General features: G+C 70.9%; 19 protein-coding genes and 2 tRNA genes. 9 read left to right on the top strand and 12 right to left on the bottom strand.

Features of this window, described 5'->3' with window-relative positions; translation table 11 throughout:
• Positions 1-100 precede the first annotated feature (100 nt).
• The 4 genes from E6P78_RS24590 to E6P78_RS24575 form a co-directional block, all read right to left on the bottom strand.
• Positions 101-784 carry an ATP-dependent Clp protease proteolytic subunit gene (locus tag E6P78_RS24590; RefSeq protein WP_136205812.1) on the bottom strand — a complete coding sequence of 228 codons (684 nt, stop codon included), beginning with the start codon at positions 782-784 and terminating at the stop codon, positions 101-103.
• An 80-nt stretch (positions 785-864) separates the two neighbouring features.
• The gene (locus E6P78_RS24585) at positions 865-1,470 is read right to left on the bottom strand and encodes an ATP-dependent Clp protease proteolytic subunit (protein WP_018551584.1); all 606 of its coding nucleotides are present in this window, start codon (positions 1,468-1,470) and stop codon (positions 865-867) included.
• Positions 1,471-1,734: 264 nt separating this feature from the next.
• A complete protein-coding gene (gene tig, locus E6P78_RS24580; RefSeq protein ID WP_136205811.1) occupies positions 1,735-3,120 on the bottom strand; it encodes a trigger factor in 1,386 nt (461 codons plus the stop codon).
• 151 nt (positions 3,121-3,271) lie between these two features.
• Positions 3,272-3,348 (bottom strand) — tRNA-Pro (locus tag E6P78_RS24575).
• A 167-nt stretch (positions 3,349-3,515) separates the two neighbouring features.
• Here E6P78_RS24575 and E6P78_RS24570 point away from each other — a divergent pair.
• Positions 3,516-3,589 (top strand) — tRNA-Gly (locus E6P78_RS24570).
• Positions 3,590-3,675: 86 nt separating this feature from the next.
• Here E6P78_RS24570 and E6P78_RS24565 read toward each other — a convergent pair.
• Complete coding sequence (locus E6P78_RS24565; RefSeq protein WP_026249602.1) at positions 3,676-3,870, bottom strand: hypothetical protein; 195 nt, start codon at positions 3,868-3,870, stop codon at positions 3,676-3,678.
• 511 nt (positions 3,871-4,381) lie between these two features.
• Between E6P78_RS24565 and E6P78_RS24560 the strand changes: the two genes are divergently transcribed.
• Positions 4,382-5,533 carry an acyltransferase family protein gene (locus E6P78_RS24560; RefSeq protein ID WP_136205810.1) on the top strand — a complete coding sequence of 384 codons (1,152 nt, stop codon included), beginning with the start codon at positions 4,382-4,384 and terminating at the stop codon, positions 5,531-5,533.
• 308 nt (positions 5,534-5,841) lie between these two features.
• Here E6P78_RS24560 and E6P78_RS24555 read toward each other — a convergent pair whose 3' ends face one another.
• The 4 genes from E6P78_RS24555 to E6P78_RS24540 all read right to left on the bottom strand — a co-directional run bounded on the left by E6P78_RS24555 (position 5,842) and on the right by E6P78_RS24540 (position 9,267).
• The gene (locus E6P78_RS24555; RefSeq protein ID WP_136205809.1) at positions 5,842-6,987 is read right to left on the bottom strand and encodes a PP2C family protein-serine/threonine phosphatase; all 1,146 of its coding nucleotides are present in this window, start codon (positions 6,985-6,987) and stop codon (positions 5,842-5,844) included.
• A 105-nt stretch (positions 6,988-7,092) separates the two neighbouring features.
• Complete coding sequence (locus tag E6P78_RS24550; RefSeq protein WP_136205808.1) at positions 7,093-7,902, bottom strand: DNA-formamidopyrimidine glycosylase family protein; 810 nt, start codon at positions 7,900-7,902, stop codon at positions 7,093-7,095.
• Positions 7,903-7,981: 79 nt separating this feature from the next.
• The gene (locus E6P78_RS24545; protein ID WP_136205807.1) at positions 7,982-8,470 is read right to left on the bottom strand and encodes a ribose-5-phosphate isomerase; all 489 of its coding nucleotides are present in this window, start codon (positions 8,468-8,470) and stop codon (positions 7,982-7,984) included.
• Between the two features lie 203 nt (positions 8,471-8,673).
• The gene (locus E6P78_RS24540; RefSeq protein WP_136205806.1) at positions 8,674-9,267 is read right to left on the bottom strand and encodes a biotin transporter BioY; all 594 of its coding nucleotides are present in this window, start codon (positions 9,265-9,267) and stop codon (positions 8,674-8,676) included.
• A gap of 479 nt (positions 9,268-9,746) precedes the next feature.
• Between E6P78_RS24540 and E6P78_RS24535 the strand changes: the two genes are divergently transcribed.
• The 3 genes from E6P78_RS24535 to E6P78_RS24525 all read left to right on the top strand — a co-directional run bounded on the left by E6P78_RS24535 (position 9,747) and on the right by E6P78_RS24525 (position 12,521).
• Positions 9,747-10,388, top strand: coding sequence for a superoxide dismutase (locus tag E6P78_RS24535; RefSeq protein WP_136205805.1), 642 nt, complete (start codon positions 9,747-9,749; stop codon positions 10,386-10,388).
• Between the two features lie 215 nt (positions 10,389-10,603).
• Complete coding sequence (locus E6P78_RS24530; RefSeq protein ID WP_136205804.1) at positions 10,604-11,443, top strand: MOSC N-terminal beta barrel domain-containing protein; 840 nt, start codon at positions 10,604-10,606, stop codon at positions 11,441-11,443.
• Positions 11,444-11,555: 112 nt separating this feature from the next.
• On the top strand, positions 11,556-12,521 hold the full coding sequence (locus E6P78_RS24525) for an aldo/keto reductase (protein WP_136205835.1): 966 nt from the start codon (positions 11,556-11,558) through the stop codon (positions 12,519-12,521).
• 12 nt (positions 12,522-12,533) lie between these two features.
• Here E6P78_RS24525 and E6P78_RS24520 read toward each other — a convergent pair whose 3' ends face one another.
• Together E6P78_RS24520 and E6P78_RS24515 are read right to left on the bottom strand one after the other, a co-directional pair.
• Positions 12,534-13,412: a DUF4232 domain-containing protein gene (locus E6P78_RS24520; protein ID WP_136205803.1), complete on the bottom strand. Its 879-nt coding sequence runs from the start codon at positions 13,410-13,412 to the stop codon at positions 12,534-12,536.
• Positions 13,413-13,534: 122 nt separating this feature from the next.
• Entirely contained in the window at positions 13,535-14,185 is a 651-nt protein-coding gene (locus E6P78_RS24515; protein ID WP_136205802.1) for a DsbA family protein, read from the bottom strand.
• A gap of 134 nt (positions 14,186-14,319) precedes the next feature.
• On the opposite strand from E6P78_RS24515, the gene pepN reads away from it, so the two are divergent.
• From pepN to E6P78_RS24495, 4 genes are all read left to right on the top strand, one after another.
• Positions 14,320-16,911, top strand: a complete 2,592-nt coding sequence (gene pepN / locus E6P78_RS24510) for an aminopeptidase N (protein WP_136205801.1) — start codon at positions 14,320-14,322, stop codon at positions 16,909-16,911.
• Between the two features lie 121 nt (positions 16,912-17,032).
• Positions 17,033-18,091 carry a hypothetical protein gene (locus E6P78_RS24505; protein ID WP_136205800.1) on the top strand — a complete coding sequence of 353 codons (1,059 nt, stop codon included), beginning with the start codon at positions 17,033-17,035 and terminating at the stop codon, positions 18,089-18,091.
• A gap of 220 nt (positions 18,092-18,311) precedes the next feature.
• Positions 18,312-21,620, top strand: coding sequence for a S8 family serine peptidase (locus tag E6P78_RS24500; RefSeq protein ID WP_206307902.1), 3,309 nt, complete (start codon positions 18,312-18,314; stop codon positions 21,618-21,620).
• 177 nt (positions 21,621-21,797) lie between these two features.
• A complete protein-coding gene (locus tag E6P78_RS24495) occupies positions 21,798-22,826 on the top strand; it encodes an aspartate-semialdehyde dehydrogenase (RefSeq protein ID WP_136205798.1) in 1,029 nt (342 codons plus the stop codon).
• A 123-nt stretch (positions 22,827-22,949) separates the two neighbouring features.
• Here the strand turns inward: E6P78_RS24495 and E6P78_RS24490 are convergent, their stop codons facing one another.
• Complete coding sequence (locus tag E6P78_RS24490) at positions 22,950-23,450, bottom strand: DUF1203 domain-containing protein (protein WP_136205797.1); 501 nt, start codon at positions 23,448-23,450, stop codon at positions 22,950-22,952.
• Positions 23,451-23,527 lie beyond the last annotated feature (77 nt).

Raw genomic sequence — 23,527 nt, 5'->3', positions numbered from 1 at the left:
CCGACGGTACCTTGCCTGGCCCCCCATGCGGGCCCCCCTTGGCACGGTACACACGGCCTGGACCGGGTGTCCGTGCCGTGCCAAGGGTCAGAGGCCCACGTCAGGCGGCCGCTCCGGCCGCGCTCTTGCGGGTCGCCACGATCTGGTCGACCAGACCGTAGGCGAGGGAGTCCTCGGCGGTCAGGATCTTGTCGCGCTCGATGTCGTCGCGGATCTTCTCGATCGGCGTGGTGGAGTGCTTGGCCAGCAGCTCCTCCAGCTGGGTCCGCATCCGCAGGATCTCGTTGGCCGCGATCTCCAGGTCGGAGAGCTGCTCACGGCCGGTCTGCGAGGACGGCTGGTGGATGAGGATACGCGCGTTCGGCAGCGCCAGGCGCTTGCCGGGCGTACCGGCGGCGAGCAGGACGGCGGCGGCGGAGGCCGCCTGGCCCATGCAGACCGTCTGGATGTCCGGCTTCACGAACTGCATCGTGTCGTAGATCGCGGTGAGCGCGGTGAACGAGCCGCCGGGGCTGTTGATGTAGATGGAGATGTCCCGGTCCGGGTCCATCGACTCCAGGCACAGCAGCTGCGCCATGACGTCGTTGGCGGACGCGTCGTCGATCTGCACGCCGAGGAAGATCACGCGCTCCTCGAAGAGCTTCGCGTACGGGTCGTACTCGCGCACGCCCTGCGAGGTGCGCTCCACGAAGCGCGGGACGATGTAGCGGTTGTCCACCTGCGGGCCGGTGTAGAGGCCGCTCGCGGAGGCGCCGGAGAAGTTGTTCATGTGGGTGTTCACCATCCTGGTGGCGTTCTGTGGCTGGGTGTCTCGGCGTACGAGAGATGCGCGGTGCGGTGAGGCGCTGTCCGGGGGGGGCCGGATCAGGCGCCGGTGCCGCCGCCGCCCGGAACGCCCGATGCGATCGTGATGATCTCGTCGATGAGGCCGTAATCCTTGGCCTCCTCCGCGGTGTACCAGCGGTCGCGGTCGCCGTCGCGGATGATCGTCTCCACGGTCTGGCCGGAGTGGCGGGCGGTGATCTCCGCCATCCGCTGCTTGGTGCGCAGCAGGTACTGGGCCTGGATCTTGATGTCCGACGCCGTACCGCCGATGCCGGCCGAGCCCTGGTGCATGAGGATGTCGGTGTTCGGGAGCGCGAAGCGCTTGCCGGCGGTGCCGCCGGTGAGCAGGAACTGACCCATCGAGGCGGCCATGCCCATACCGATGGTGACCACGTCGTTCGGGATGTACTGCATGGTGTCGTAGACCGCCATGCCGGCCGTCACCGAGCCGCCGGGGCTGTTGATGTACAGGTAGATGTCCTTGTCCGGCTCTGCGGCAAGGAGGAGCAGCTGCGCGGTGATCTTGTTGGCGATGTCATCGTCGACCTGCTGACCGAGGAAGATGATGCGCTCGCCGAGCAGTCGGCTGTAGACCTGGTCACCGAGGCCTCCACCGAGGGACGGCTCTCCGGCGGCGTAGGGCATCAGATTCGTCACGTATCCACCTGCTCGTCTCTGACGGCTCCGGCCGTCTCAGCGTCTTCGTACCGGGTGGGCCGGGACTCCCCGACCCTTCCTCTTCATGGACCCTAACGCGCAGGTGGGACAACGCCATCCCGCTTCCGCAACTGTTCGCTGGGAGCGCAAGCTCCGCAGTTGGCACAAGGGTTGTGGCGAATCGTCCGCGGTACGACGACGGGCTCCGGACGCGTGGCGTCCGGAGCCCGTCGTGCGGGGTCAGTGCGAGGCTCAGGCCTCGGTCTTCTCCTCGGCGTCGCCGGCGGCGGCCTCGGTGGCCTCCGTGGTCTCCTCCGCCGCGTCCTCGTCGTCCTCCAGCTCGACGACCTCGCCGTTGGTGTCGACCACCTTGGCGGCCTCCACCACGACGGCCAGAGCCTTGCCGCGGGCGACCTCGCCGACGAGCATCGGCACCTGGCCGCCCTCGACCACGGCCTGGGCGAACTGGTCCGGGCTCATGCCGGAGGAGGCGGCACGCCGCATGAGGTGCTCGGTGAGCTCCTCCTGGTTGACGTTCAGCTTCTCCTTGTTGACGAGCTCGTCAAGGATGAACTGGGTCTTGATGCCCTTGACGGCCTGCTCGGACGTCTCGGCCTCGAACTCCTCGAGGGTCTTGCCCTGGATCTCCAGGTACTTCTCCAGGGTGAGACCCATCTGACCGAGCTGGTGGTGCTCCAGGTTGTGCTTGCGGGTCTGGACCTCGTCCGCGAGCAGCTTCTCCGGGATCGGGACCTCGGCGAGCTTGAGCAGCTCCTCCAGGACGCGCTCCTGGGCCTGGGTGGCCTGGTCGTACTGCTTGGTGTTCTCCAGGCGCTTGCGGCTGTCCGCCGTCAGCTCCTCCAGCGTGTCGAACTCGCTGGCCATCTGGGCGAACTCGTCGTCCAGCTCGGGGAGCTCGCGGGCGGCGACGGCGGTGACCTTGACGGTGACCTCGGCCTCCTTGCCCTCGGCGGAGCCGCCCTTCAGCTCGGAGGTGAAGGTGGCCTCGCCACCGGCCTCCAGGCCGGTCACGGCGTCGTCGATGCCTTCGAGGAGCTCACCGGAGCCGATGGTGTACGAGACACCCTCGGCCACGCCGTCCTCCAGGACCTCGCCCTCGACCTTGGCCTGCAGGTCGATCGTGACGACGTCACCGGCGGCGGCGGCGCGCTCGACCGGGTTGGTCGAGGCGAAGCGCTCGCGGAGCTGCTCGACGGCCTTCTCGACGTCCTCGTCGCTGACCTCGAGGGCGTCGACGGTGACCTCGATGCCGGAGTAGTCCGGGATCTCGATCTCGGGGCGCACGTCGACCTCGGCGGTGAAGGCCAGCAGCTCGCCGTCCTTCAGCTCCGTGATGTCGACCTCGGGCTGGCCGAGGACGTTGAGCTCACCCTCGTTGACGGCCTCGGTGTAGAACTTCGGGAGCGCGTCGTTGACGGCCTCCTCCAGCACAGCACCACGGCCGAACCGCTGGTCGATGACCCGGCTGGGGATCTTGCCCTTGCGGAACCCCTTCACCGTGACCTGCTGGTTGATCTTCTTGTACGCCGCGTCGAGGCTGTCCTTGAGCTCCTCGAAGGGCACCTCGATGCTGAGCCGAACCCGGGTCGGGTTCAGGGTCTCCACGGCGCTCTTCACGGTTCGGTCTCCTTGGTGGCTGACTTCTTGGGGTTCTGCTCCGCCGCACGGGAGGCGGCTTCGCGGACCGAGCCCGGTACATCAGACACACGGGCACGCATTTTGCATAGTAACGGCAAGGAGGATGACTCCCACAATGCGATCTTGCCGGTGGTCGGGGTGGCCGGATTCGAACCGACGACCTTCCGCTCCCAAAGCGGACGCGCTACCAAGCTGCGCCACACCCCGTCGGTGCGACACGTAGGGTACATGCAGACGGGCACCGGGCCGGCCGCTTTGCGCGGGCCCGCCGGGCCGCGGCACCGCCCGCCCCGGCAAGGGGTGTGCGGACAGCGCCCGCGACCCGCTACGATGCTTCTCGTGCCGCGGTCCCCGTGACCTGCGGCGCACCGCACGCGGGCGTAGCTCAATGGTAGAGCCCTAGTCTTCCAAACTAGCTACGCGGGTTCGATTCCCGTCGCCCGCTCCACGCACGACGAGGGGCCCGGTCCAGTGGACCGGGCCCCTCGTCGTTTCCCGGGCCCGGCGCCGGTTCGGCACCGGGCCGGGACCGGCTCAGAAGCTGATCTGGTTGATCGTCTCGGCTATCGAGTTCATGAACCTGTTGATCGACGGCGCCATGCCGGTCGACGCGAGGAAGAAGCCGAAGAGCACCGCGACGACCGCGGGTCCGGCCTTGATGGAGCCGCCTCGGATCATGACCACCAGGATGATGGCCAAAAGAAGCACCACAGACAGTGAAATGGCCACGACTGATCACACCCTCGGTCGGTCCGCCTTGCCGGCCCGGAGATGTGCTGCCGAGCACCCCTCCGTTCCGTCCATCGTGCCACCAACTCCCCCCGGGTCGCTGCCGGGTGACGAATCGACCTGTCGATATCGCGCCATTCTGCGCCCCCTACGCCCCCTGCGCCCCCCGCGCGCCGGACGGCTCGAACCCGCGCGCCCCCTTCGCGCACACGCGCCGCCGTCCGGCCCCAGCACCGCTGCCGCCGTATCGGCCCGTTCCTGTGAATCCGCACTTCGGAGCGATATGCAACGGTGATCGTTTCTGTATCCACACAGTTTATTCACAGGCAAATTCGTCGCCGAACGCGACGTAATTCACTTCGACCAACTGCCTGACGTTATGCGCCATTTGATGTAGGCGAAACGGTGCATAACGGGCACACTTCATGTGTTTGCCATTTGATATGCAGGGAAGACGCGCTATTCGACGGCGGTTTTACGGATGGCAATCGAGACGTCTAGGGTGCCTGAGATGTTCCACGCTCCGAACGCATTGCAGAGGGCCGCGCTTTCCCCGGCGACCGAGGAGTCGGAGCCCAGACGCCCGGCGTCGACGGCGACCGGGGAAGCACCCGCTCCGGTAGCGAACGAGCCTGCGCGGAGCACCCCCGCCAAGAAGCGTGACGCCTACTTCGACAACGCGAAGTACCTCGCCATCGTGCTGGTCGCGGTGGCGCACTCGTGGGTTCCGGTCATGGACGGGAGCCGGGCCGCCCGCGCGCTGTACATGGTGACGTACACCTTCCACATGCCCGCTTTCATCCTCATCTCGGGTTACTTCTCACGGTCGTTCGACCTGAGCCCCGCCAAGGTGAAGCGGCTGATCACCGGCGTCGCCGTGCCCTACGTCGTGTTCGAGACGGCGTACTCGCTGTTCCGGCGGTACGCGAACAACCAGCCCGACGCCCCGATCAGCCTGCTGGACCCCTGGTACCTGACCTGGTTCCTGGCCGCCCTGTTCATCTGGCGGCTCACCACCCCGCTGTGGCGCAATCTCCGCCACCCGCTGGCCGTCTCCCTCGTGATCGCCGTCCTCGCCTCGCTCGCCCCCAGCATCGGTGACGACCTCGACCTGCCGCGCGTCCTGCAGTTCCTGCCCTTCTTCGTGCTGGGACTCCAGCTGAAACCCGAGCACTTCGAGCTGGTCCGCCGCCGTGAGGTCCGGCGGCTCGCCCTGCCGCTGTTCGCCGTCGCGGTCGTCTTCGCGTACTGGGCGGCGCCCCGGATGCAACTGGGCTGGTTCCTGCGGGACTCCAGCGCCCAGGACATGGGCGCGCCGTGGTGGTCGGGCGCCGTGATGACCCTCACGATGTTCGTCTGCGCGACGCTGCTGACCGCCGCGTTCCTGGCGCTGGTGCCGCGGCGCCACATGTGGTTCACGGTGCTCGGCGCCGGCACGATCTGCGGCTACCTGCTGCACGGCTTCCTGGTGAAGGGCGCCGCCTACGCGGGCATCTTCGACGACAACGCCTGGCTGGTGTCGCCGACCGGTCTGGTGATCGTGACCGTGGTCGCCTCCACCGCCGTCACCCTGCTGTGCACGCCGCCGGTGCGGCGGGCACTGCGCTGTGTGACCGAGCCGGACATGAACTGGGCGTTCCGCAAGGACGCCGCCAAGGTCTGAGCGCCCGCCCCCGCTCCCCCACACACGAAGCCCGGCCCGGTGCGGCCGGGCTTCGTCGTATCGGCCGGTGTTGGCTCAATCCCGCTGTTCGGCAGGGGTGCCCGGGGCCGCGTGGGCCTCGTGTACCAGGGCCTCGGCCTCGGCCAGGGTCAGCTGTGCGCGCGATGCGGCCAGGGCGAGGACCTGGAGAACGCACGCCCGTCCGCAGCTTCCACAGCTGCGACGTCAATGTTCGGCAAACGAGCCTCGATCCGGTGAGGGTCCGACTCCCGTTGACGTGCGCCCGGTTCGGGGCGGTTGCGTACGGTTCAGGACTTCCGTGACAGGAGCAGCAGGGCCCGGTCGTCGTTGACGTCCTTGGCGCAGGCCTCGATCAGGTGCCAGGCGGCGCCCTCGAAGCCCGTGGCGACATAGCGGTCGGCCTCGCCGGTCAGCCGGTCAATGCCTTCCGCGATGTCCCGGTCCGATGCCTCCACCAGCCCGTCCGTGAACAGCATCAGCACGTCGCCGGGGGCCAGATGGCCCTTCACCGGGTCGAACTCGGCGCCGTCGTACACGCCGAGCAGCGGGCCCTCCGCCGCCATCTCCTCCCACTGGCCGCTGCCGGCGTGGAGTTGGAGGGCGGGCGGATGGCCTGCGGAGAGGAGTTCGTAGTCGCCCGTTTCGAGGTCGAGGACCAGATGGATCGAGGTGGCGAAGCCCTCGTCCCAGTCCTGGCGCAGCAGATAGCCGTTGGCGGCGGGCAGGAAGCCGTGCGGCGGCAGCGAGCCGAGGAGCCCGCCGAAGGCGCCGGACAGCAGCAGGGCGCGGGAGCCCGCGTCCATGCCCTTGCCGGAGACGTCGGTCAGGACGGCCTCCAGGGTACGACCGCCGTGGGTGCGGGCCGCGACGACGAAGTCCCCGGAGAAGGACTGCCCGCCGGCCGGGCGCAGCGCCATCTCGCGGTGCCAGCCCTGCGGGAGGCGGGGCAGCGAACTCTGCACCCGGATGCGTTCGCGCAGGTCGAACAGCATGGTGCCGCCGCGCCGCCAGGGCACGCCGACGCGGGCGCGGAACTGGGCGAGGATCAGCCCGAAGAAGCCGCAGGCCGCGACCGTCAGGACGGTGCCCGGGGTGACCCTGGCCGGGCCGTTCTCGTAGGGGCCGAGCCAGATGGACTCCACGATGAGGGCGGCGGCGGCCGCCCCGTACAGGCCGAGGAGGCTGGCGGGGCGCAGCAGCAGGCCGCCCGCGACGATCGGCAGGACGAGCATGGTGGGCGCGCACCAGACCGGGTCGGCCAGGGTGGCGCAGGTGATGGCCGGGATGACGACCAGCAGACCGACCAGGGCGATCCAGTCGGAGCCGTCGCCGCGGAAGTAGTCGACCCCGGACCTGCGCAGCGTGCTGCGGACCCGGTGCGCCGATTTCCGCAATCGGGCCGGGTACGTCTCTGCTCCTGCGCGTCGGGCCATTGCGGGGACCTTATCCACCCGGCGGCCTCCGGTGCAGGGGGACCCCATGACAATGTGTTCGAAATCGGCCCGCCCGGGGCCGTACTTGCGGGTAGCGGTGTTCGTTCACGCGGACTGGCAGCCGGGGCACCAGAAGAGGTTGCGGGCGGCCAGGTCGGCGGTGCGGATCTCGGTGCCGCAGATGTGGCAGGCCTGGCGTGCGCGCCGGTAGACGTAGACCTCGCCGCCGTGGTCGTCCACGCGCGGCGGGCGGCCCATCGCCTCGGGCAGGTGCTCGGGGCGGACGGTGTCGATCCGGTTGTTCCGTACGCCCTCGCGCATCAGCGCGCCCAGGTCCGCCCAGATCGCGTCCCACTCGCGGCGGGTGAGGTCCCTGCCCGCCCGGTACGGGTCGATGCCGTGCCGGAACAGCACCTCGGCGCGGTAGACGTTGCCGACGCCGGCGACGACCTTCTGGTCCATCAGGAGGGCGGCGACGGTGGTCCGGCTGCGGGAGATGCGCTGCCAGGCCCGCTCGCCGTCCTCGCCGTCGCGCAGCGGGTCGGGGCCCAGCCGGTCGTGTATCGCGCGCTTCTCGGCGTCGGTGATCAGGGCGCAGGTGGTGGGGCCGCGCAGGTCCGCGTGGTGCGCGTCGTTCAGCAGGCGGAGCCGGACGGTGTCGGTGGGCGGCGGGGCCGGCACCGTACCGAAGCCGAGCTTGCCGAACAGGCCGAGGTGGATGTGGACCCAGCCGGTGTCGTGGAAGCCGAGGAAGAGGTGCTTGCCGTGGGCGTCGGCCTCTTCGAGGACCCGGCCGTCGAGCAGGGCGGCGCTGTCGGAGAACTTCCCCTGCGGGCTGCTCACCCGCACCGGCCGGCCGGCGAAGCGCTCGCGGTGGTCCGCGGCGAGGCGGTGGATGGTGTGTCCCTCGGGCACGGCGGCGGGTCTCCTGGGTGGGGCGGGGGCGGACATGGCTGTGCCGCCGGGAGGACCGGCGGCACAGGGAGGATCGTGGTCAGCCCTGCTGCGGGTGGTGGGCCGGGACCGGGGGGAGTTCGCCGGTGTTCTCGTACGCGGTGAGCATGTCGATGCGGCGGGTGTGCCGCTCCTCGCCGGAGTACGGGGTGGCGAGGAAGGTCTCCACGAACTTGGTGGACTCCTCGACGGTGTGCATCCGGCCGCCGATGGAGATCACGTTGGCGTTGTTGTGCTCACGGCCCAGGGCGGCGGTCTGCTCGCTCCAGGCGAGTGCGGCGCGGACGCCCTTGACCTTGTTGGCGGCGATCTGCTCGCCGTTGCCGGAGCCGCCGATCACGATGCCCAGGCTGTCCGGGTCCGCGGCCGTCTTCTCGGCGGCCCGCAGGCAGAACGGCGGGTAGTCGTCCTGGGCGTCGTAGATGTGGGGACCGCAGTCGACGGCTTCGTGGCCCTGTGCCTTGAGCCACTCGACGAGGTGGTTCTTGAGTTCGTAACCGGCATGGTCGGATCCGAGGTACACGCGCATGGGAGGAGTGTGGCACGAGCGGAGCCGGGTGGCCGACGACGGGGTGCGCGGGCGCGCGTGCCCTGCCTGACGGCGCCGGCCGGCTTCCACGGCGCCGGACGGCTTCCACGGCCCCCGGACGGCCGAGAGGCTCGCCGGTCCGGTGTTTCGGTACGGCCCGGTGAGCCTCTTCGGAGGTCCTTGCGGAAGCGGAAGCGGTGGTGTCAGCCGCGGCGGCCGATGAGCTTCCAGGAGGCGGGCAGCGCGCCCATGGCGAGCGCCGCCTTCAGCGCGTCGCCGAGCAGGAACGGCGTCAGGCCCGCGGCGATCGCGGCGCTCGCCGACATGCCGGTGGACAGCGCCAGGTAGGGCACGCCGACCGCGTAGATGATCGCCGAGCCGAGCACCATCGTGCCGGCGGTGCGCAGCACCGAGCGGTCGCCGCCGCGGCGGGCGAGGCCGCCGACCACGGTGGCGGCGAGCAGCATGCCGAGCACGTAGCCGAAGGAGGCGCCGCCGGCGCCGGAGCTGCCCCCCGCGAACCACGGCACGCCCGCCATGCCGACGAGCGCGTACACGGCGAGGGAGAGGAAGCCGCGGCGGGCGCCGAGCGCGGTGCCGACGAGGAGGGCGGCGAAGGTCTGGCCGGTGACCGGGACCGGGGAGCCCGGGACCGGCACGGCGATCTGGGCGGCTATGCCGGTGAGCGCGGCGCCGCCGAGCACGAGGGCGGTGTCCACGGCGTAGCGGTGCCGGACGGCGGGCAGCAGGTCGGCGAGGACCGCTCCGGTACGGACGGGGGCGGCAGCAGTGCTCATCGGGACTCCGCGGGGGTGAGGGCAGACAGGGACGGACTGAGGCGACGTTAGCCGACGCGGTCGGGCTCGAACACCATCAGCGGCCCACAAAGCGGCGGCTGGGGCGTTGGTGGGATTCACACAACGAACGCCGCGCAATCGTCGCGGGGCGTGATGCTTGTCACGGAGGTGGGAATGGATTCCCACCGAGTGGCCGGGGGCGAGGCGCGGGAGCGGGACTGTGGACTCCCTCTAAAAGTCCGACTGGGAGCAGCAGCGCTCCAGTCCGCCAGGACGGTCAACCGACCGCGGCTTGACCGCCGCCCCCCAGCCGATCCCGCGCACCCGCCTGGAACGCGAGGCGCCATCGGAGTCCTACATCGGCGGCGCGCCGGGACCAGGACCAAGGACTGACCCTCTCTCAGCCACTCCTGCTGTTAGCCTGCTTCTGCATATAGGTTGCAATAACAACAGTTCAGCAGCTGGAGGGTTCGAAACCAATGGCCACGTACACGCTCCCGGAACTCCCGTACGACTACGCCGCGCTCGAACCGGTCATCAATCCGCAGATCATCGAGCTCCACCACGACAAGCACCACGCCGCGTACGTGAAGGGCGCGAACGACACCCTGGAGCAGTTGGAGGAGGCCCGCGACAAGGAGGCCTGGGGAGCGATCAACGGCCTCCAGAAGAGCCTGGCCTTCCACCTCTCGGGCCACATCCTGCACTCCATCTACTGGCACAACATGACCGGTGACGGCGGCGGTGAGCCCCTCGCCGCGGACGGCGTCGGCGACCTCGCGGACGCGATCACCGAGTCCTTCGGCTCCTTCGCGGGCTTCAAGTCCCAGCTGACGAAGGCGGCCGCCACCACGCAGGGCTCCGGCTGGGGCGTCCTCGCGTACGAGCCGGTCAGCGGCAAGCTGATCGTCGAGCAGGTCTACGACCACCAGGGCAACGTGGGCCAGGGCTCGGTCCCGGTCCTCGTCTTCGACGCCTGGGAGCACGCCTTCTACCTCCAGTACAAGAACCAGAAGGTCGACTTCATCGAGGCGATGTGGGCCGTCGTCAACTGGCAGGACGTGGCCAAGCGCTACGCCGCCGCCAAGGAGCGCGCGGACGTCCTGCTGCTCGCGCCCTGACCGAGGGCGCCCCGGCCCGGGGCGCGTCGAGCGTCCTGCCTCGTGATCGTCTTCTCAACCTTCACCGGGCAGGCGGATGAAGGGGAGGCCCCCGCCTGGACGTGACAGGCGGGGGCCTCTCTTCTGCCCGCCCGCTCCGCCGGCCGAGTGCGTCTCGAAAAGGAACTCACAAGGCGCGGGGCGGGTGCCATGATGTCCGCCATGAGGAGCACATCATGACGATCACCGTCCGGGATCTGGCGTACTACCCGGTCAAGGGCTGTGCCGGGGTCGCGGTCGACACCGCACGGGTCACCGGCACCGGTCTCGAACACGACCGGACGTTCATGGTGGTCGACGCGGTCCACGGCACGTTCCGCAGCCAGCGCACCCACCCCGCGATGGCCGCGCTCGGGGCCGAGGTCCTGGACTCCGGGGCCGTGCTGGCCCTCTCCGCCGAGAGCATCGGGCCGCTGCGCCTGGACGTCGTCCCGGACGGGCCGCGCCGCGAGGTCAGCATGTTCGGCAACGACCTCGGGCCGGCCGTCGATCAGGGGGACGAGGTCGCGGAGTGGTTCTCCGATGCGCTCGGGGCCCCCTCCCGGCTGGTCCGGGTGGTCCCCGGCTTCGACCGCGACGGCTGGGGCGACACCCCCGGCAAGGTCAACTTCGCCGACGCGCACGCGGTCCTGGTCACCTCGACCGCCTCCCTGGCCGGTCTCAACGCCCGGATCACCGCCCGGGGCGACACCGCGCCCGTGCCCATGAACCGCTTCCGCCCCAACATCGTGCTGACCGGCGACGACGAACCGCACTTCGAGGACCGGGTGGCGCGGATGACCCTGGGCACCGTCGAACTCGCCTACTCCGCGCGGGCGATCCGGTGCAACGTCCCGCTCGTCGACCAGCGGACCGGCCGCCGCGCCGGCCCGGAGCCGGTGCGCACCCTGGCCGCGTACCGGCGCGAGCCGGAGTTCGGCAACAAGGTCAGCTTCGGCGCGAAGAACGCGGTGGTCCGCGAGGGCGTGGTGCGGGTCGGCGACCGGGTCTCGGTCAGCAGCCCGGTCGGCGGCTGAGCGCCCGTAAAACCACCTGACCCGGGCGGCCGTGTCACCTAGGGTCGGCCTGATGTGCGCCCGGGGGCCTTCAGTACCCGGGTGGAACGGGACGACGACGTGGAGGATGACAGTGCGCTACCGCGAGCTGGGACGCAGCGGACTTTCGGTGTCCGAGATCGGCTACGGGGCCTGGGGCATCGGTGAGTCCGGCTGGGTGGGGGCCACTCAGGACGAGTCCGTACGCGCCCTCCACCGGGCGATCGACCTCGGCGTGAACTTCATCGACACGGCGCGCGGCTACGGCGAGAGCGAACGCATCGTCGGGCAGGTCGTGCGCGAACGGGCCGGTGACGAGGTGCTGGTGGCGACCAAGGTGCCGCCGAAGAACCAGGAGTGGCCGGCGAAGGACGGCATCGACCCGGCCGACGCGTTCCCCGGCGAGCACATCCGTAGCAGCCTGGAGACGAGCCTGCGCGCGTCCGGTCTGGACCACTTCGACGTGTTCCAGTTCCATGTCTGGAACGACGAGTGGGTGGGGCGCGGGGACTGGCTGGAGACGGTCGCCGCGCTGAAGCAGGAGGGCAAGATCCGCCTCTTCGGCGTCTCCGTCAACGACCACCTGCCCGACGGCGCCCTCGCGCTCGTCCGCAGTGGCGTGGTGGACAGCGTGCAGGTCATCTACAACGTGTTCGACCAGGCACCGGCCGACGCGCTGCTGCCGGCCTGCCAGGAGCACGGGGTCGGGGTGATCGTGCGGGTCGCGCTGGACGAGGGCGGGCTGACCGGCCGGATCACCGCCGGCACGACGTTCCCCGAGGGCGACTGGCGCAACCGGTACTTCCGCGACGACCGCCCGGCCCAGGTCGAGCAGCGCGTCGCGGCGATCGTCGCGGACCTGGGCATCGAGCAGGACGCGATCGCGGAGCACGCGCTGCGGTTCGTCCTGAGCCACCCGGCGGTCTCCACGGTCATCCCGGGGATGCGCAGCGTGCGCAACGTGGAGCGCAACACCGCGATCGGCGACGGGCGCCCGCTCACCGCCGAACAGCTGGCCGTGCTGGCCCGGCACCGCTGGCAGCGCAACTTCTACTCCTGAGCGGCGCGTGGCCTACTCGGACCCGGCCTTCGTCCACGGGCCGACCCCGAGCCGGCCCGTGGTCCCGAGGTCGAGCTCCGGGGTCACCGTCACGGGCGCGGCCCCGGGTTTCGCGGTGACCCGGGCGTAGGGGACGTTCACCGGGTCGCCGTCCGTGGTGGTGTTGCGCCAGGCGAGGTCGGCGTAGGCGAATTCGCCCGGCGCCAGAGTGACGGGCCGGGGCGCGGCGTCCCCGCCGATGCCGCTGGAGATCTTGTCGGTGCCGTGCAGGACGTTCACCCCGGTCACCGGCTTGCGGTTCTCGTCCAGGAGCTGGAGTGCGGGGTAGCCGTCGAGGCGGTAGCCGGTGGTGCCGCAGTTCTCCAGGTGGATGCCCACGACCCGCAGCCCCATCGCGGCGTCGCCCCGGTCGGTCGTGACGCGGACCCCGGAGGCCGGGCAGGCGCCCGCCGCGGCGGGCGCCTCGTCGGCGGGTACGGTCCGTACCTTGGTGATGCGGGCCCGCCGCCCCCGGGCGGAGCCCGGCCCCTCCTCCGTGTCCAGGGGCCGGCGCACGGTCTGGCCGGGCTTCACGGCCTCGACCGTGCGCGTGGTGCTGCCCATGGCCTCGCCGAAGCCGTTCACCAGGGTGAGGGTGATGGTGAAGGTGAGCGCTTCCCGCTCGGTGTTGGTGACCTCGAAGCCGGTGGACGGGGCGCCGGAGGGCCCGCACTCGCCGGTGACGACGCGCACGTTGTCCCAGGTCCGCCCGGAGGGGTCGTCGACCGGTGCGGCGGAGGCGCAGGTGGCGGCGGGCGAGGCCGCGGAGCCGGTCGTTCCCTTCCCGCATCCGGTGAGCAGCGAGGTGCTCGCGAGGGCGGCACACAGGACGAGAGCGGTGACGGGGCGCATCCGTCCAGAAGATCAAAGAGCGGCGCGCCGGACTGTGTGCCAGGTCACATATCGCGTCACGGCGGCGTCACAGCCGCCGCGGGGGCCGGCCGGGTGGCCGGCCCCCGCGGTCGTGCGTCCGCTCAGTCGAAGACCGGCCCCTGGGTCCGGGTGCGCTTGATCTCGTAGAAGCCGGGGATCGAGGCGACCAGCAGGGTGCCGTCCCAGAGCTTCGCCGCCTCCTCGCCCTTGGGGGCGGGGGTGACGACCGGGCCGAAGAAGGCGACCTGCTCGCCGTCGGCGCCGGGCACGGCGATGACCGGGGTGCCGACCTCCTGGCCGACCTTGTCGATGCCCTCCTTGTGGGAGGCGCGCAGCTCGGTGTCGTAGGCGTCGGAGTCCGCGTACTGCGCGAGCTCGACGGGCAGGCCGACGTCCTTCAGGGCGGCCACGATCGCCTCCCGGGTGGGGCCCTCGCCCTGGTTGTGGAAGCGGGTACCGAGGGCCGTGTAGAGGGGGCCCACGATGTCGTCGCCGTGCTTCTGCTGGGCGGCGATCACCACGCGGACCGGGCCCCAGGCCTTGTTCTCCAGCATGTCGCGGTAGTCGTCGGGCAGCTCGTCGAGGCGGTCCTCGTTGAGTACGGCCAGGCTCATCACGTGCCAGCGGACCTCGACGTCGCGGACCTTCTCCACCTCCAGCATCCAGCGGGAGGTCATCCAGGCCCACGGGCAGAGCGGGTCGAACCAGAAATCGGCGGGGGTCTTGCCGGTTGCCGTGCTGTTGTCAGACATGTCTCTCCTCAAGCGGACCGATCTCACTCTGTGCGCGAGAACACCGCAGGACGCTCCGGCCATTCCCGCATGCTGGGCCGGGAGGCGGCATGGGAGGATCAAAGTATTCGAACGTGACACAAAGGAGTGTGCTCGTGCCCGGTGAGAACCTGTCCCGAGACGAGGCCCGCGAGCGGGCCGAGCTGCTGACCGTCGACGGTTACGACGTCGAACTCGACGTCCGTTCCGCGGTCGGTGAGCCCGGCGGGGACGACGGGAGTCCCGGTCCGCTGACCTTCCGCTCGGTGACGACGATCCGGTTCCGTACGGCGCGCGGCGGCGCGTCGACCTTCGCGGACCTGATCGCGCCGTCCGTCGACGCGGTGACCCTGGACGGTGCCGCGCTGGACCCGGCGGCCGTCTTCGACGGGACGCGGGTGGCGCTGACGGACCTGACGGAGGGCGCGCACGTCCTGGTGGTCGACGCGCAGTGCGCGTACAGCCGCACCGGCGAGGGCATGCACCGGTTCGTCGACCCGGAGGACGGCGAGGTCTACCTCTACACCCAGTACGAGCCGGCGGACGCGCGCCGCGTCTTCGCCAACTTCGAGCAGCCCGACCTCAAGGCGCCCTACCGCTTCCGGGTGACGGCGCCCGCCGAGTGGACGGTCTGGAGCAACGGGGCGGAGGAGTCCCGCGAGGGCGGGGTGTGGCGGTTCGCCGAGACGGAGCCGATCTCGACGTACATCACGGCGGTCGTCGCCGGTCCGTACCACTACGTCACCGACTCCTACAGCCGCACCTTCGAGGACGGCACGACGCTGGAGATCCCGCTCGGCGCGCTGTGCCGCAAGGGGCTCGCCAAGCACTTCGACGCCGACGACGTCTTCCTGATCACCAAGCAGGGCCTGGACTTCTTCCACGACAACTTCGACTACCCGTACCCGTTCGGGAAGTACGACCAGGCGTTCGTGCCGGAGTACAACCTCGGCGCGATGGAGAACCCGGGCTGTGTCACGTTCCGCGAGGAGTACATCTTCCGCGGCAAGGTGACGCAGGCGGCGTACGAGGGCCGGGCCAACGTCATCCTGCACGAGATGGCGCACATGTGGTTCGGCGACCTCGTCACCATGCGGTGGTGGGACGACCTGTGGCTGAAGGAGTCCTTCGCCGACTTCATGGGCGTCTTCGCGATGGTCGGGGCGACCCGCTTCCAGGACGGCTGGATCACCTTCGCCAACAACCGCAAGGCGTGGGCCTACCGCGCCGACCAGCTGCCCTCCACCCACCCGGTCACGGCCGACATCCGCGACCTGGAGGACGCCAAGCTGAACTTCGACGGCATCACGTACGCCAAGGGCGCCTCCGTGCTCAAGCAGCTGGTGGCGTACGTGGGCCGGGACGCGTTCCTGGAGGGCGCCCGGCGCTACTTCAAGAAGCACGCGTACGGCAACACCCGGCTCGGCGACCTGCTCTCGGTGCTGTCCGAGACGTCCGGGCGGGACATGACCGCCTGGTCGCGCTCCTGGCTCCAGACCGCGGGCGTCAACTCGCTGACGCCGGTGGCGACCTACGACGCGGCCGGCCGGATCACCGAGCTGGCGGTCCTCCAGGAGGCCGCCGAGTCGCACCCGGAGCTGCGGCCGCACCGGGTCGCCGTCGGCCTGTACCGGCGTACGCCCGAAGGCGACCTGGTGCGTTACGCGCGCGCCGAGGCGGACGTGTCGGGCCCGCGCACGGTGATCGGGGAGCTGACCGGGGCCGAGCGGCCGGAGCTGGTCCTCGTCAACGACGACGACCTGACGTACTGCAAGGTCCGCTTCGACGAGGTGTCGCTCGCCACGCTGCGGGCGCACCTGGGCGACATCACGGACCCGCTCGCGCGCGCCCTGTGCTGGTCCGCGCTGTGGAACCTCACCCGGGACGGGCTGATGCCGGCCCGTGACTTCGTCTCGCTGGTCCTGGCCTTCGCCGGGCGCGAGACGGACATCGGGGTGCTCCAGATGCTGCACACCTGGACCCGTGGCGCGCTGACCCACTACGCGGCGCCCCAGTGGCGCGAGGAGGGCGGCCGGGCGCTGGCCGAGGGCGCGCTCGGCGAGCTGCGGCTCGCGGAGCCCGGCAGCGAGCACCAGCTCGCCTGGGCCCGGTTCTTCGCGGCGGTCGCCGCCTCGGACACGGACGTCCAGCTGCTGTCCGGGCTGCTCGACGGCACGGCCAGGATCGACGGGCTCGACGTCGACCAGGAGCTGCGCTGGGCGCTCCTCGCCCCGCTGGTCTCCCATGTGGCGGCGGACGAGGCGGCGGTGGACGCCGAGCTGGCCCGTGACGACACGGCGTCCGGCAAGCGGCACCAGGTGCGGTGCCTGGCCTCCCGGCCGTCCGCCGAGGTCAAGGCGCAGGCGTGGGCCGACGTCGTGGAGTCGGACGCGCTGTCCAACGCGCTGGTGGAGGCGACCATCGCGGGCTTCGCGCAGTCCTCGCAGCGGGAGCTGCTGGCGCCCTACACCGAGCGGTACTTCGAGGCGATCGAGCGGGTGTGGGCCGAGCGGTCCATCCAGATCGGGATGGCCGTGGTCAAGGGCCTGTTCCCGGCCCTCCAGGACGACCCCGCCACGCTGGCGGCGACCGACGCGTGGCTGGAGTCGCACACGGACGCGGCGCCGGCCCTGCGGAGGCTGGTGCTGGAGGCCCGCGACGACCTCGCGCGGGGGCTGCGGGCGCAGGCGGTGGACGCAGTGGCCTGACCGGCCGGGCGGGGCGGGTCGCGGTGTCGAACGTCCGCAGTTCAGGACGGTGTTGTCCTGATATGTCGACGGGCCTGTAACAGGGGTCAAGGTCCCGGCCGCCGGCGGGATACACCGGAGCATGACCCAGAACACGCCGCTCTCCCCCTGCCACTTCCCCACCACCGGCCCGCGCCAACGCGTGCTGTCCGCCGCCCAGTTGAAGGCGATGGGCGTCGGGCCCGCCCGGGCCGCCGAGCAGTGCCGGGCCGGTGGTCCGTGGCAGCAGCCGCTGCCGGGCGTCTTCGTGCTGCACCCCGGACCGCTCGACGGCCGGGAGCGGCTGCGGTCGGCCCTGCTGTACGCGGGCCGGCCACCGGCCTCCGGGCGGCGGCCGGCCCCGTCGCGGGCCGCCGACCCCGCGTACGGCGAGGCGATGCTCACCGGACTCGCCGCGCTCTCGCTGTACGGCTTCGCCGCCGCGCCGCCCGCCTCCGCCGTGGACCGGGTCGACGTGCTGGTGCCCCGGGCGCGGCGGCTGCGCTCGGCCGGGTACGCCCGGCTGCTGCGCACCGGTGAACTGCCGAGGCCGGAGCGGCTGGACGGGCTGCCGGTGGCGCCGGTGGCGCGGGCGCTGGCGGACGCGGTGGCGGGTCTCGGGGACGCGCTCGCGGTGCGCCGGCTGCTCACCGAGGCGGTGCGCGGCGGCCACTGCGAACCGGCCGCGGTGGTCGGCGAGCTGAACCGCGCCAAGGTGCTCGGGCGGCCGCAGGTGGTGAACGCGGTCGACTGCCTGCTGGCCGAGGGGCGGGCCGTGGCGGAGGAGCGGCTGTACGACATGGTGCGTACGTACGGGCTCAAGGAGCCCCTGTGGAACGTGGACCTGCGGCTGCCCGGCGGCCCGCACCTGGGCGGGGTGGACGCCTACTGGCCGGACGAGGCGGTCGCCGTGAAGCTGGACACCCGGGCTCCTCGCCACAGCCGGCTGGACCAGGGCCGTCGCCAGGAGGAGCACGAGGCCGAGTGGTCCGCGTACGCCGACCGGCGCGAGCACCTGGAGCGGCTCGGCGTCACCGTCGTCCACCTCTCCCCGAAGAAGCTGCGGGACGCGCGGGAGCAGCAGGCGACCGTGGTGCGGACAGCACTGATGGCGTCGGCGGACCGGGAGCCGGCGGCGTACGTCGTGATCCTGCCCCGCTGAGACCGCGCCGAATCCCCGCGCAGTCTCTCCGAATCCCCGCCGAGGCCGAGGTTCCGTCACGTATGGGCGCGTTCGTCCCCGCTGACGCTTCGGCCCCCCTGGCGGGATTGCGCCATGTCCGCAACAAGCCCCCCACAACTCTCCACAAAGCCCTGTCATTTACGAAAGGGTGAGCGGTCATCCGGTACCGATTTCCGGACTCTCTCTTTCACATACAGGGATGCTGATGACCTCCGAATCCCCCGGTTACATACCCGGAGCGAGACGCGCGGCCCGAGTGGCGGCCGCCGCCGGTCTGGTGGCCGCGCTGGCCGCCGCCGGCGTCTCCCCCGTCCTCGCCGCCGACGACCCGGCCACCGCACCCGTGAAGGCCGCCGGCACCAGTCCGGCGGACAAGCTGGGCACGGCCGACGCCGAAGTCCTGACCAAGGCCAAGGCCAAGGGCGAGAAGAACATCACCATGATGGTCGCCACCACCCCCGGTGCGACCGAGCAGGTCACCAAGCAGCTGGACGCCGTCAAGGGCTCCGTGCTGGGGCGTACGTACGACAAGCTCGGCTACGTACGGGCGACCGTGCCGACCTCCGCCGCCGAGGCCACCATCAAGGCGGCGTCGAAGCTCAGCTCCGTCCACGGCATCGATCTCAAGCAGGAGATCATGCTGGACGACCCGACCCCCGCGGCCGACCGGGCGACCGGCGGCAAGGCCAAGGCGAAGTCGACCGGGAGCTACGCGGCGCCCGGGAAGAAGACCCCGGCGAAGAACCCGTACAACCCGTCCTTCGAGACCGGTGCGGTCGACTTCGTCAAGAAGAACCCGAAGGCCGACGGCCGCGGCATCACCATCGGCGTCCTGGACGCGGGTGTCGACCTCGGTCACCCCGCGCTGCAGAAGACCACCACCGGTGAGCGCAAGATCACCGACTGGGTGACCGCCACCGACCCGGTCAGCGACGGCGACGGCACCTGGCTGCGGATGACGGACGCCGTGTCCGGCCCGGTGTTCACCTACAAGGGACGTACGTACAAGACCCCCAAGGGCTCCTACCGGATCAGCGTGTTCGCCGAGGCCGCCACCAAGGGCGGCGACATGGCGGGCGACCTGAACCGCGACGGCGACACCACCGACACGTGGGCCGTGCTGTACGACCCGGTCACCGGCACCACCCGGGTCGACCTGAACGACAACGCGGACTTCACCGACGACACCGCCCTCAAGCCGTACAAGGAGAAGCACCAGGTCTCCTACTTCGGCAAGGACGACCCGCGCACCGACGTGGTCGAGCGCATCCCGTTCGTCGTGGAGAACCGCAAGAACGTCGTGTACAACGCGGCGGGCGACACCTCCGACTACGTCTCCATCGGGGTCATCGAGTCCGAGCACGGGACGCACGTCGCGGGCATCACCGCCGCCAACGGCCTGTTCGGCGGCAAGATGAACGGTGCCGCGCCCGGCGCGAAGATCGTCTCCTCGCGCGCCTGCACCTGGTCCGGCGGCTGCACCAACATCGCGCTCACCGAGGGCATGATCGACCTCGTCGTGAACCGCGGCGTGGACGTCGTCAACATGTCGATCGGCGGTCTGCCGCCGCTCAACGACGGCAACAACGCCCGCGCCGAGCTGTACAAGCGGCTGGTCGACATCTACGGCGTCCAGCTGGTCATCTCGGCCGGCAACGACGGCCCCGGCGTCAACACCATCGGTGACCCCGGCCTCGCCGACCACGTCATCTCGGTCGGCGCGTCCATCTCCAAGGAGACCTGGGCCGCCAACTACGGCTCCAACGTCGCCAAGAAGTACGACATGCTGCCCTTCTCCTCGCGCGGCCCGCGTGAGGACGGCGGCTTCACGCCGACCCTGACGGCGCCCGGCGCGTCGATCAACTCGACGCAGACCTGGCTGCCCGGTTCGCCGGTCGCCGAGGCGGGCTACTCCCTGCCGGCCGGCTACTCCATGCTCCAGGGCACGTCGATGGCCTCCCCGCAGGCCGCCGGCGCCACCGCGCTGCTGCTCTCCGCCGCGAAGCAGAAGCACATCGAGCTGCCCCCGGCCGACCTGCGCACCGCGCTGACCAGCACCGCCACCCAGATCAAGGGCGTGCCCGCGCACGCCCAGGGCGCCGGTCTGATCAACATCGTGGACGCCTGGAAGCTGATCAAGAAGCAGGGCTCCCCGGCGCACGAGTACACGGTCAAGGCCCCCGTCGACACCGCGATCGACTTCGCGCTGAAGACCCCGGGCTTCGGCACCGGCCTCTACGACCGCGAGGGCGGCCTCAAGGCCGGCCAGAAGAAGACCTACGACGTCACGGTCACCCGCACCACGGGCCCGGACAAGAAGGTCGAGCACAAGCTGTCCTGGAAGTACAACGACGGCACCTTCAAGCTCGTCGGCTCGAAGAAGGTCTCGCTGCCGCTGGGCAAGCCGGTGACGGTCAAGGTCCAGGCGAAGCCGGGCAGCGCGGGCGTGCACAGCGCGATCCTGCAGCTGGACGACAAGAAGACCGCCGGCACGGACCAGCAGATCCTGACCACGGTCGTCGTCTCCAAGGACCTGGTGAAGCCGTCCTACGCGTTCAAGGCGTCCGGCTCGGTGCAGCGCAACGGCACCACGTCGTACTTCGTGACCGTGCCGGAGGGCGCCAAGGCCCTTGAGGTCGCGATGAGCGCGCTGCGCTCGGGCAGCCAGACCCGCTTCATCGCCATCCACCCGTACGGGGTGCCGGTGGACAACAGCGGAACGCCGTACTGCTACCCGAACTACGAGAACCCGGCCAACACCTGCCGCCCCGACGTGCGCTCGTACGCCGACCCGCAGCCCGGTGTCTGGGAGATCGAGGTCGAGGCCCGGCGCACGTCGCCGCTGCTGGACAACCCGTACAAGCTGGACGTCTCGCTGCTCGGCGCGACCTTCGACCCGGCGGTGCAGACCATCGCCGAGGCGAAGACCGGCACCCCGGCGGCGGTGGACTGGAAGGTCACCAACAACGCGGGCGCGCTGGAGGGCAAGCTCGCGGGCGGCTCGCTGGGCTCGGCCGACGTCGAGCGTCCGTCGATCTCCACGGGCGGCGAGTACGTCAAGGAGGTCACCATCGGTGCGGGCGTCGAGAAGCTGGACGTCGCCATCGGCGGGACCGCGGACGCCAACGCCGACCTGGACCTGTACGTCTTCAAGGGTTCCACCCAGGTGGGCGCCTCCACCACGGCGGGCTCCGAGGAGTCCGTCAGCCTGCTGAAGCCGGCCGCCGGCACGTACACGGTCGTCATCGACGGGTACGACGTACCCGCCGGGACCACCGCGTTCGACTACCGCGACGTCTACTACTCGGCGTCGCTCGGCACGATCTCCGTCGACGCGTCGAAGGCCGTGAACCTGGCCCCCGGCGCCTCGGCCAAGGTCGGTGCCGAGGTGAAGGTCGCCGGTGCGGCCCCCGAGGGCCGGCAGTTCTTCGGCGAGGTCAGCCTCGTGAACGCCCGGGGTACCGCGGCGGGCACCGGCAGCGTCGTGATCGAGAAGGTCACACCGTAGCCACACCGTGCTGAACATGTGATCCGTACGACAGTGGGGCGGGCGCTCGCCGAGCGCCCGCCCCACTGGCCTGCACGCCCCCGTCCGCAGGTCGGACAACGGATTGGACAAGGCGGCCGTGGACATACGCATCATGGACCGGCAATCGAGCCCGTTCGTACGTCTGAGGGAGTTCCCGTGAAGGTCGGAATCGTCGGCGCCACCGGTCAGGTAGGCACAGTCATGCGCAGCATCCTGGCCGAGCGGAAGTTCCCGGCCGACGAGCTGCGGCTGTTCGCCTCCGCGCGCTCGGCGGGCTCCACCATCGAGTGGCAGGGACGCGACATCACCGTCGAGGACGCCGCCACGGCCGACTACACCGGCCTGGACATCGTGCTGTTCTCCGCAGGCGGCGCCACCTCCAAGGCGCTGGCCGAGAAGGTCGCCTCGCAGGGCGCCGTCGTGATCGACAACTCCTCCGCCTGGCGCAAGGACCCCCAGGTCCCGCTTGTCGTCTCCGAGGTCAACCCGCACGCGATCGCCGACCGCCCCAAGGGCATCATCGCCAACCCGAACTGCACCACGATGGCCGCCATGCCCGTGCTGCGCCCGCTGCACGACGAGGCCGGTCTGGAGGCGCTGACCGTCGCCACGTACCAGGCGGTGTCCGGCTCCGGTCTGGCCGGCGTCGCCGAGCTGCACGGCCAGGCGTCCAAGGTCGTCGCCGACGCCGACAAGCTCACCCACGACGGATCGGCCGTCGACTTCCCCGAGCCCGGCGTCTACAAGCGCCCCATCGCCTTCAACGTGCTGCCGCTGGCCGGCTCGATCGTCGACGACGGCTCCTTCGAGACGGACGAGGAGCAGAAGCTCCGCAACGAGTCCCGCAAGATCCTGGAGATCCCGGAGCTGAAGGTCTCCGGCACGTGCGTCCGGGTTCCGGTCTTCTCCGGCCACTCGCTCCAGGTCAACGCCCGCTTCGCCCGTCCGATCGGCGTGGAGCGCGCGTACGAGCTGCTGAAGGACGCCCCGGGCGTCGAGCTCTCTGAGATCCCCACCCCGCTCCAGGCCGCCGGGCAGGACGCGTCCTTCGTGGGCCGCATCCGGAACGACGAGACCGTGGAGAACGGCCTCGCGCTCTTCGTCTCCAACGACAACCTGCGCAAGGGCGCGGCGCTGAACGCGGTCCAGATCGCGGAGCTGGTGGCGGCGGAGCTCGCCGGCTGAAGCCGGAGGTCGGGGCAGTGCCGCTGCGCGGGGCTGCCCCCTCCCCGCCCCTTCCCGAAACCGGGGCTCCGCCCCGGGCCCCGCGCCTCAAACGCCGGCGGGGCTGGATGGTGCGGCGGGGCTTCATCCGCGCCGCACCTCGAAGTGCCAGCAGCCGTACTCCACGGCTCGTACGTGGACCAGCGCCACCGCCGGGTCCGCGAACGCCTCCGCGACGGCCTCGTCGTACCCCCGCTCCTCGTCCGCCGGGATTTCGAGGAGCCGGCCGCCCACGATGTGCCCGTCCGCGTCGTAGCGCCGTACGGTCCGCAGCGCGCCCGCCCGGGAGAACGGGTAGCCCTTCCGGTCGGGCGCCGGGCCCCCGCACCCCTCGGCGTGGATGAAGACGGGGCCCTGCTCGTCGTACGCCCCCGGGCGGGCCCCGGACGCCGCCGCCCAGCGCCGCAGCGGCGCGTAGGAGACGAGGGCGATGCGCTCACCCACCTCGTTACCGCGCAGGCAGCACCGCAGCGGACTGCCCGCGTCGGTGGCGGTGTACGGGACGCAGGGGCGGCCCGCGTCGTCGGTCTCCCGGAGTTCCCCGAGCGCGCCCGGTTCGATCGCGCGTGCCTCGTATGTGGTCATACGACGAGCGTCCCGCGACGCGCCGCCCCCGTCCGGCGGAAAACGGACATCGCCCTGGGTACGGGTCCCGTGGAAGG

This window comes from Streptomyces sp. A0958 (genome assembly GCF_004795035.1).
Taxonomy (GTDB): domain Bacteria; phylum Actinomycetota; class Actinomycetes; order Streptomycetales; family Streptomycetaceae; genus Streptomyces.
This window is presented reverse-complemented; position numbering and strand designations above follow the sequence as displayed.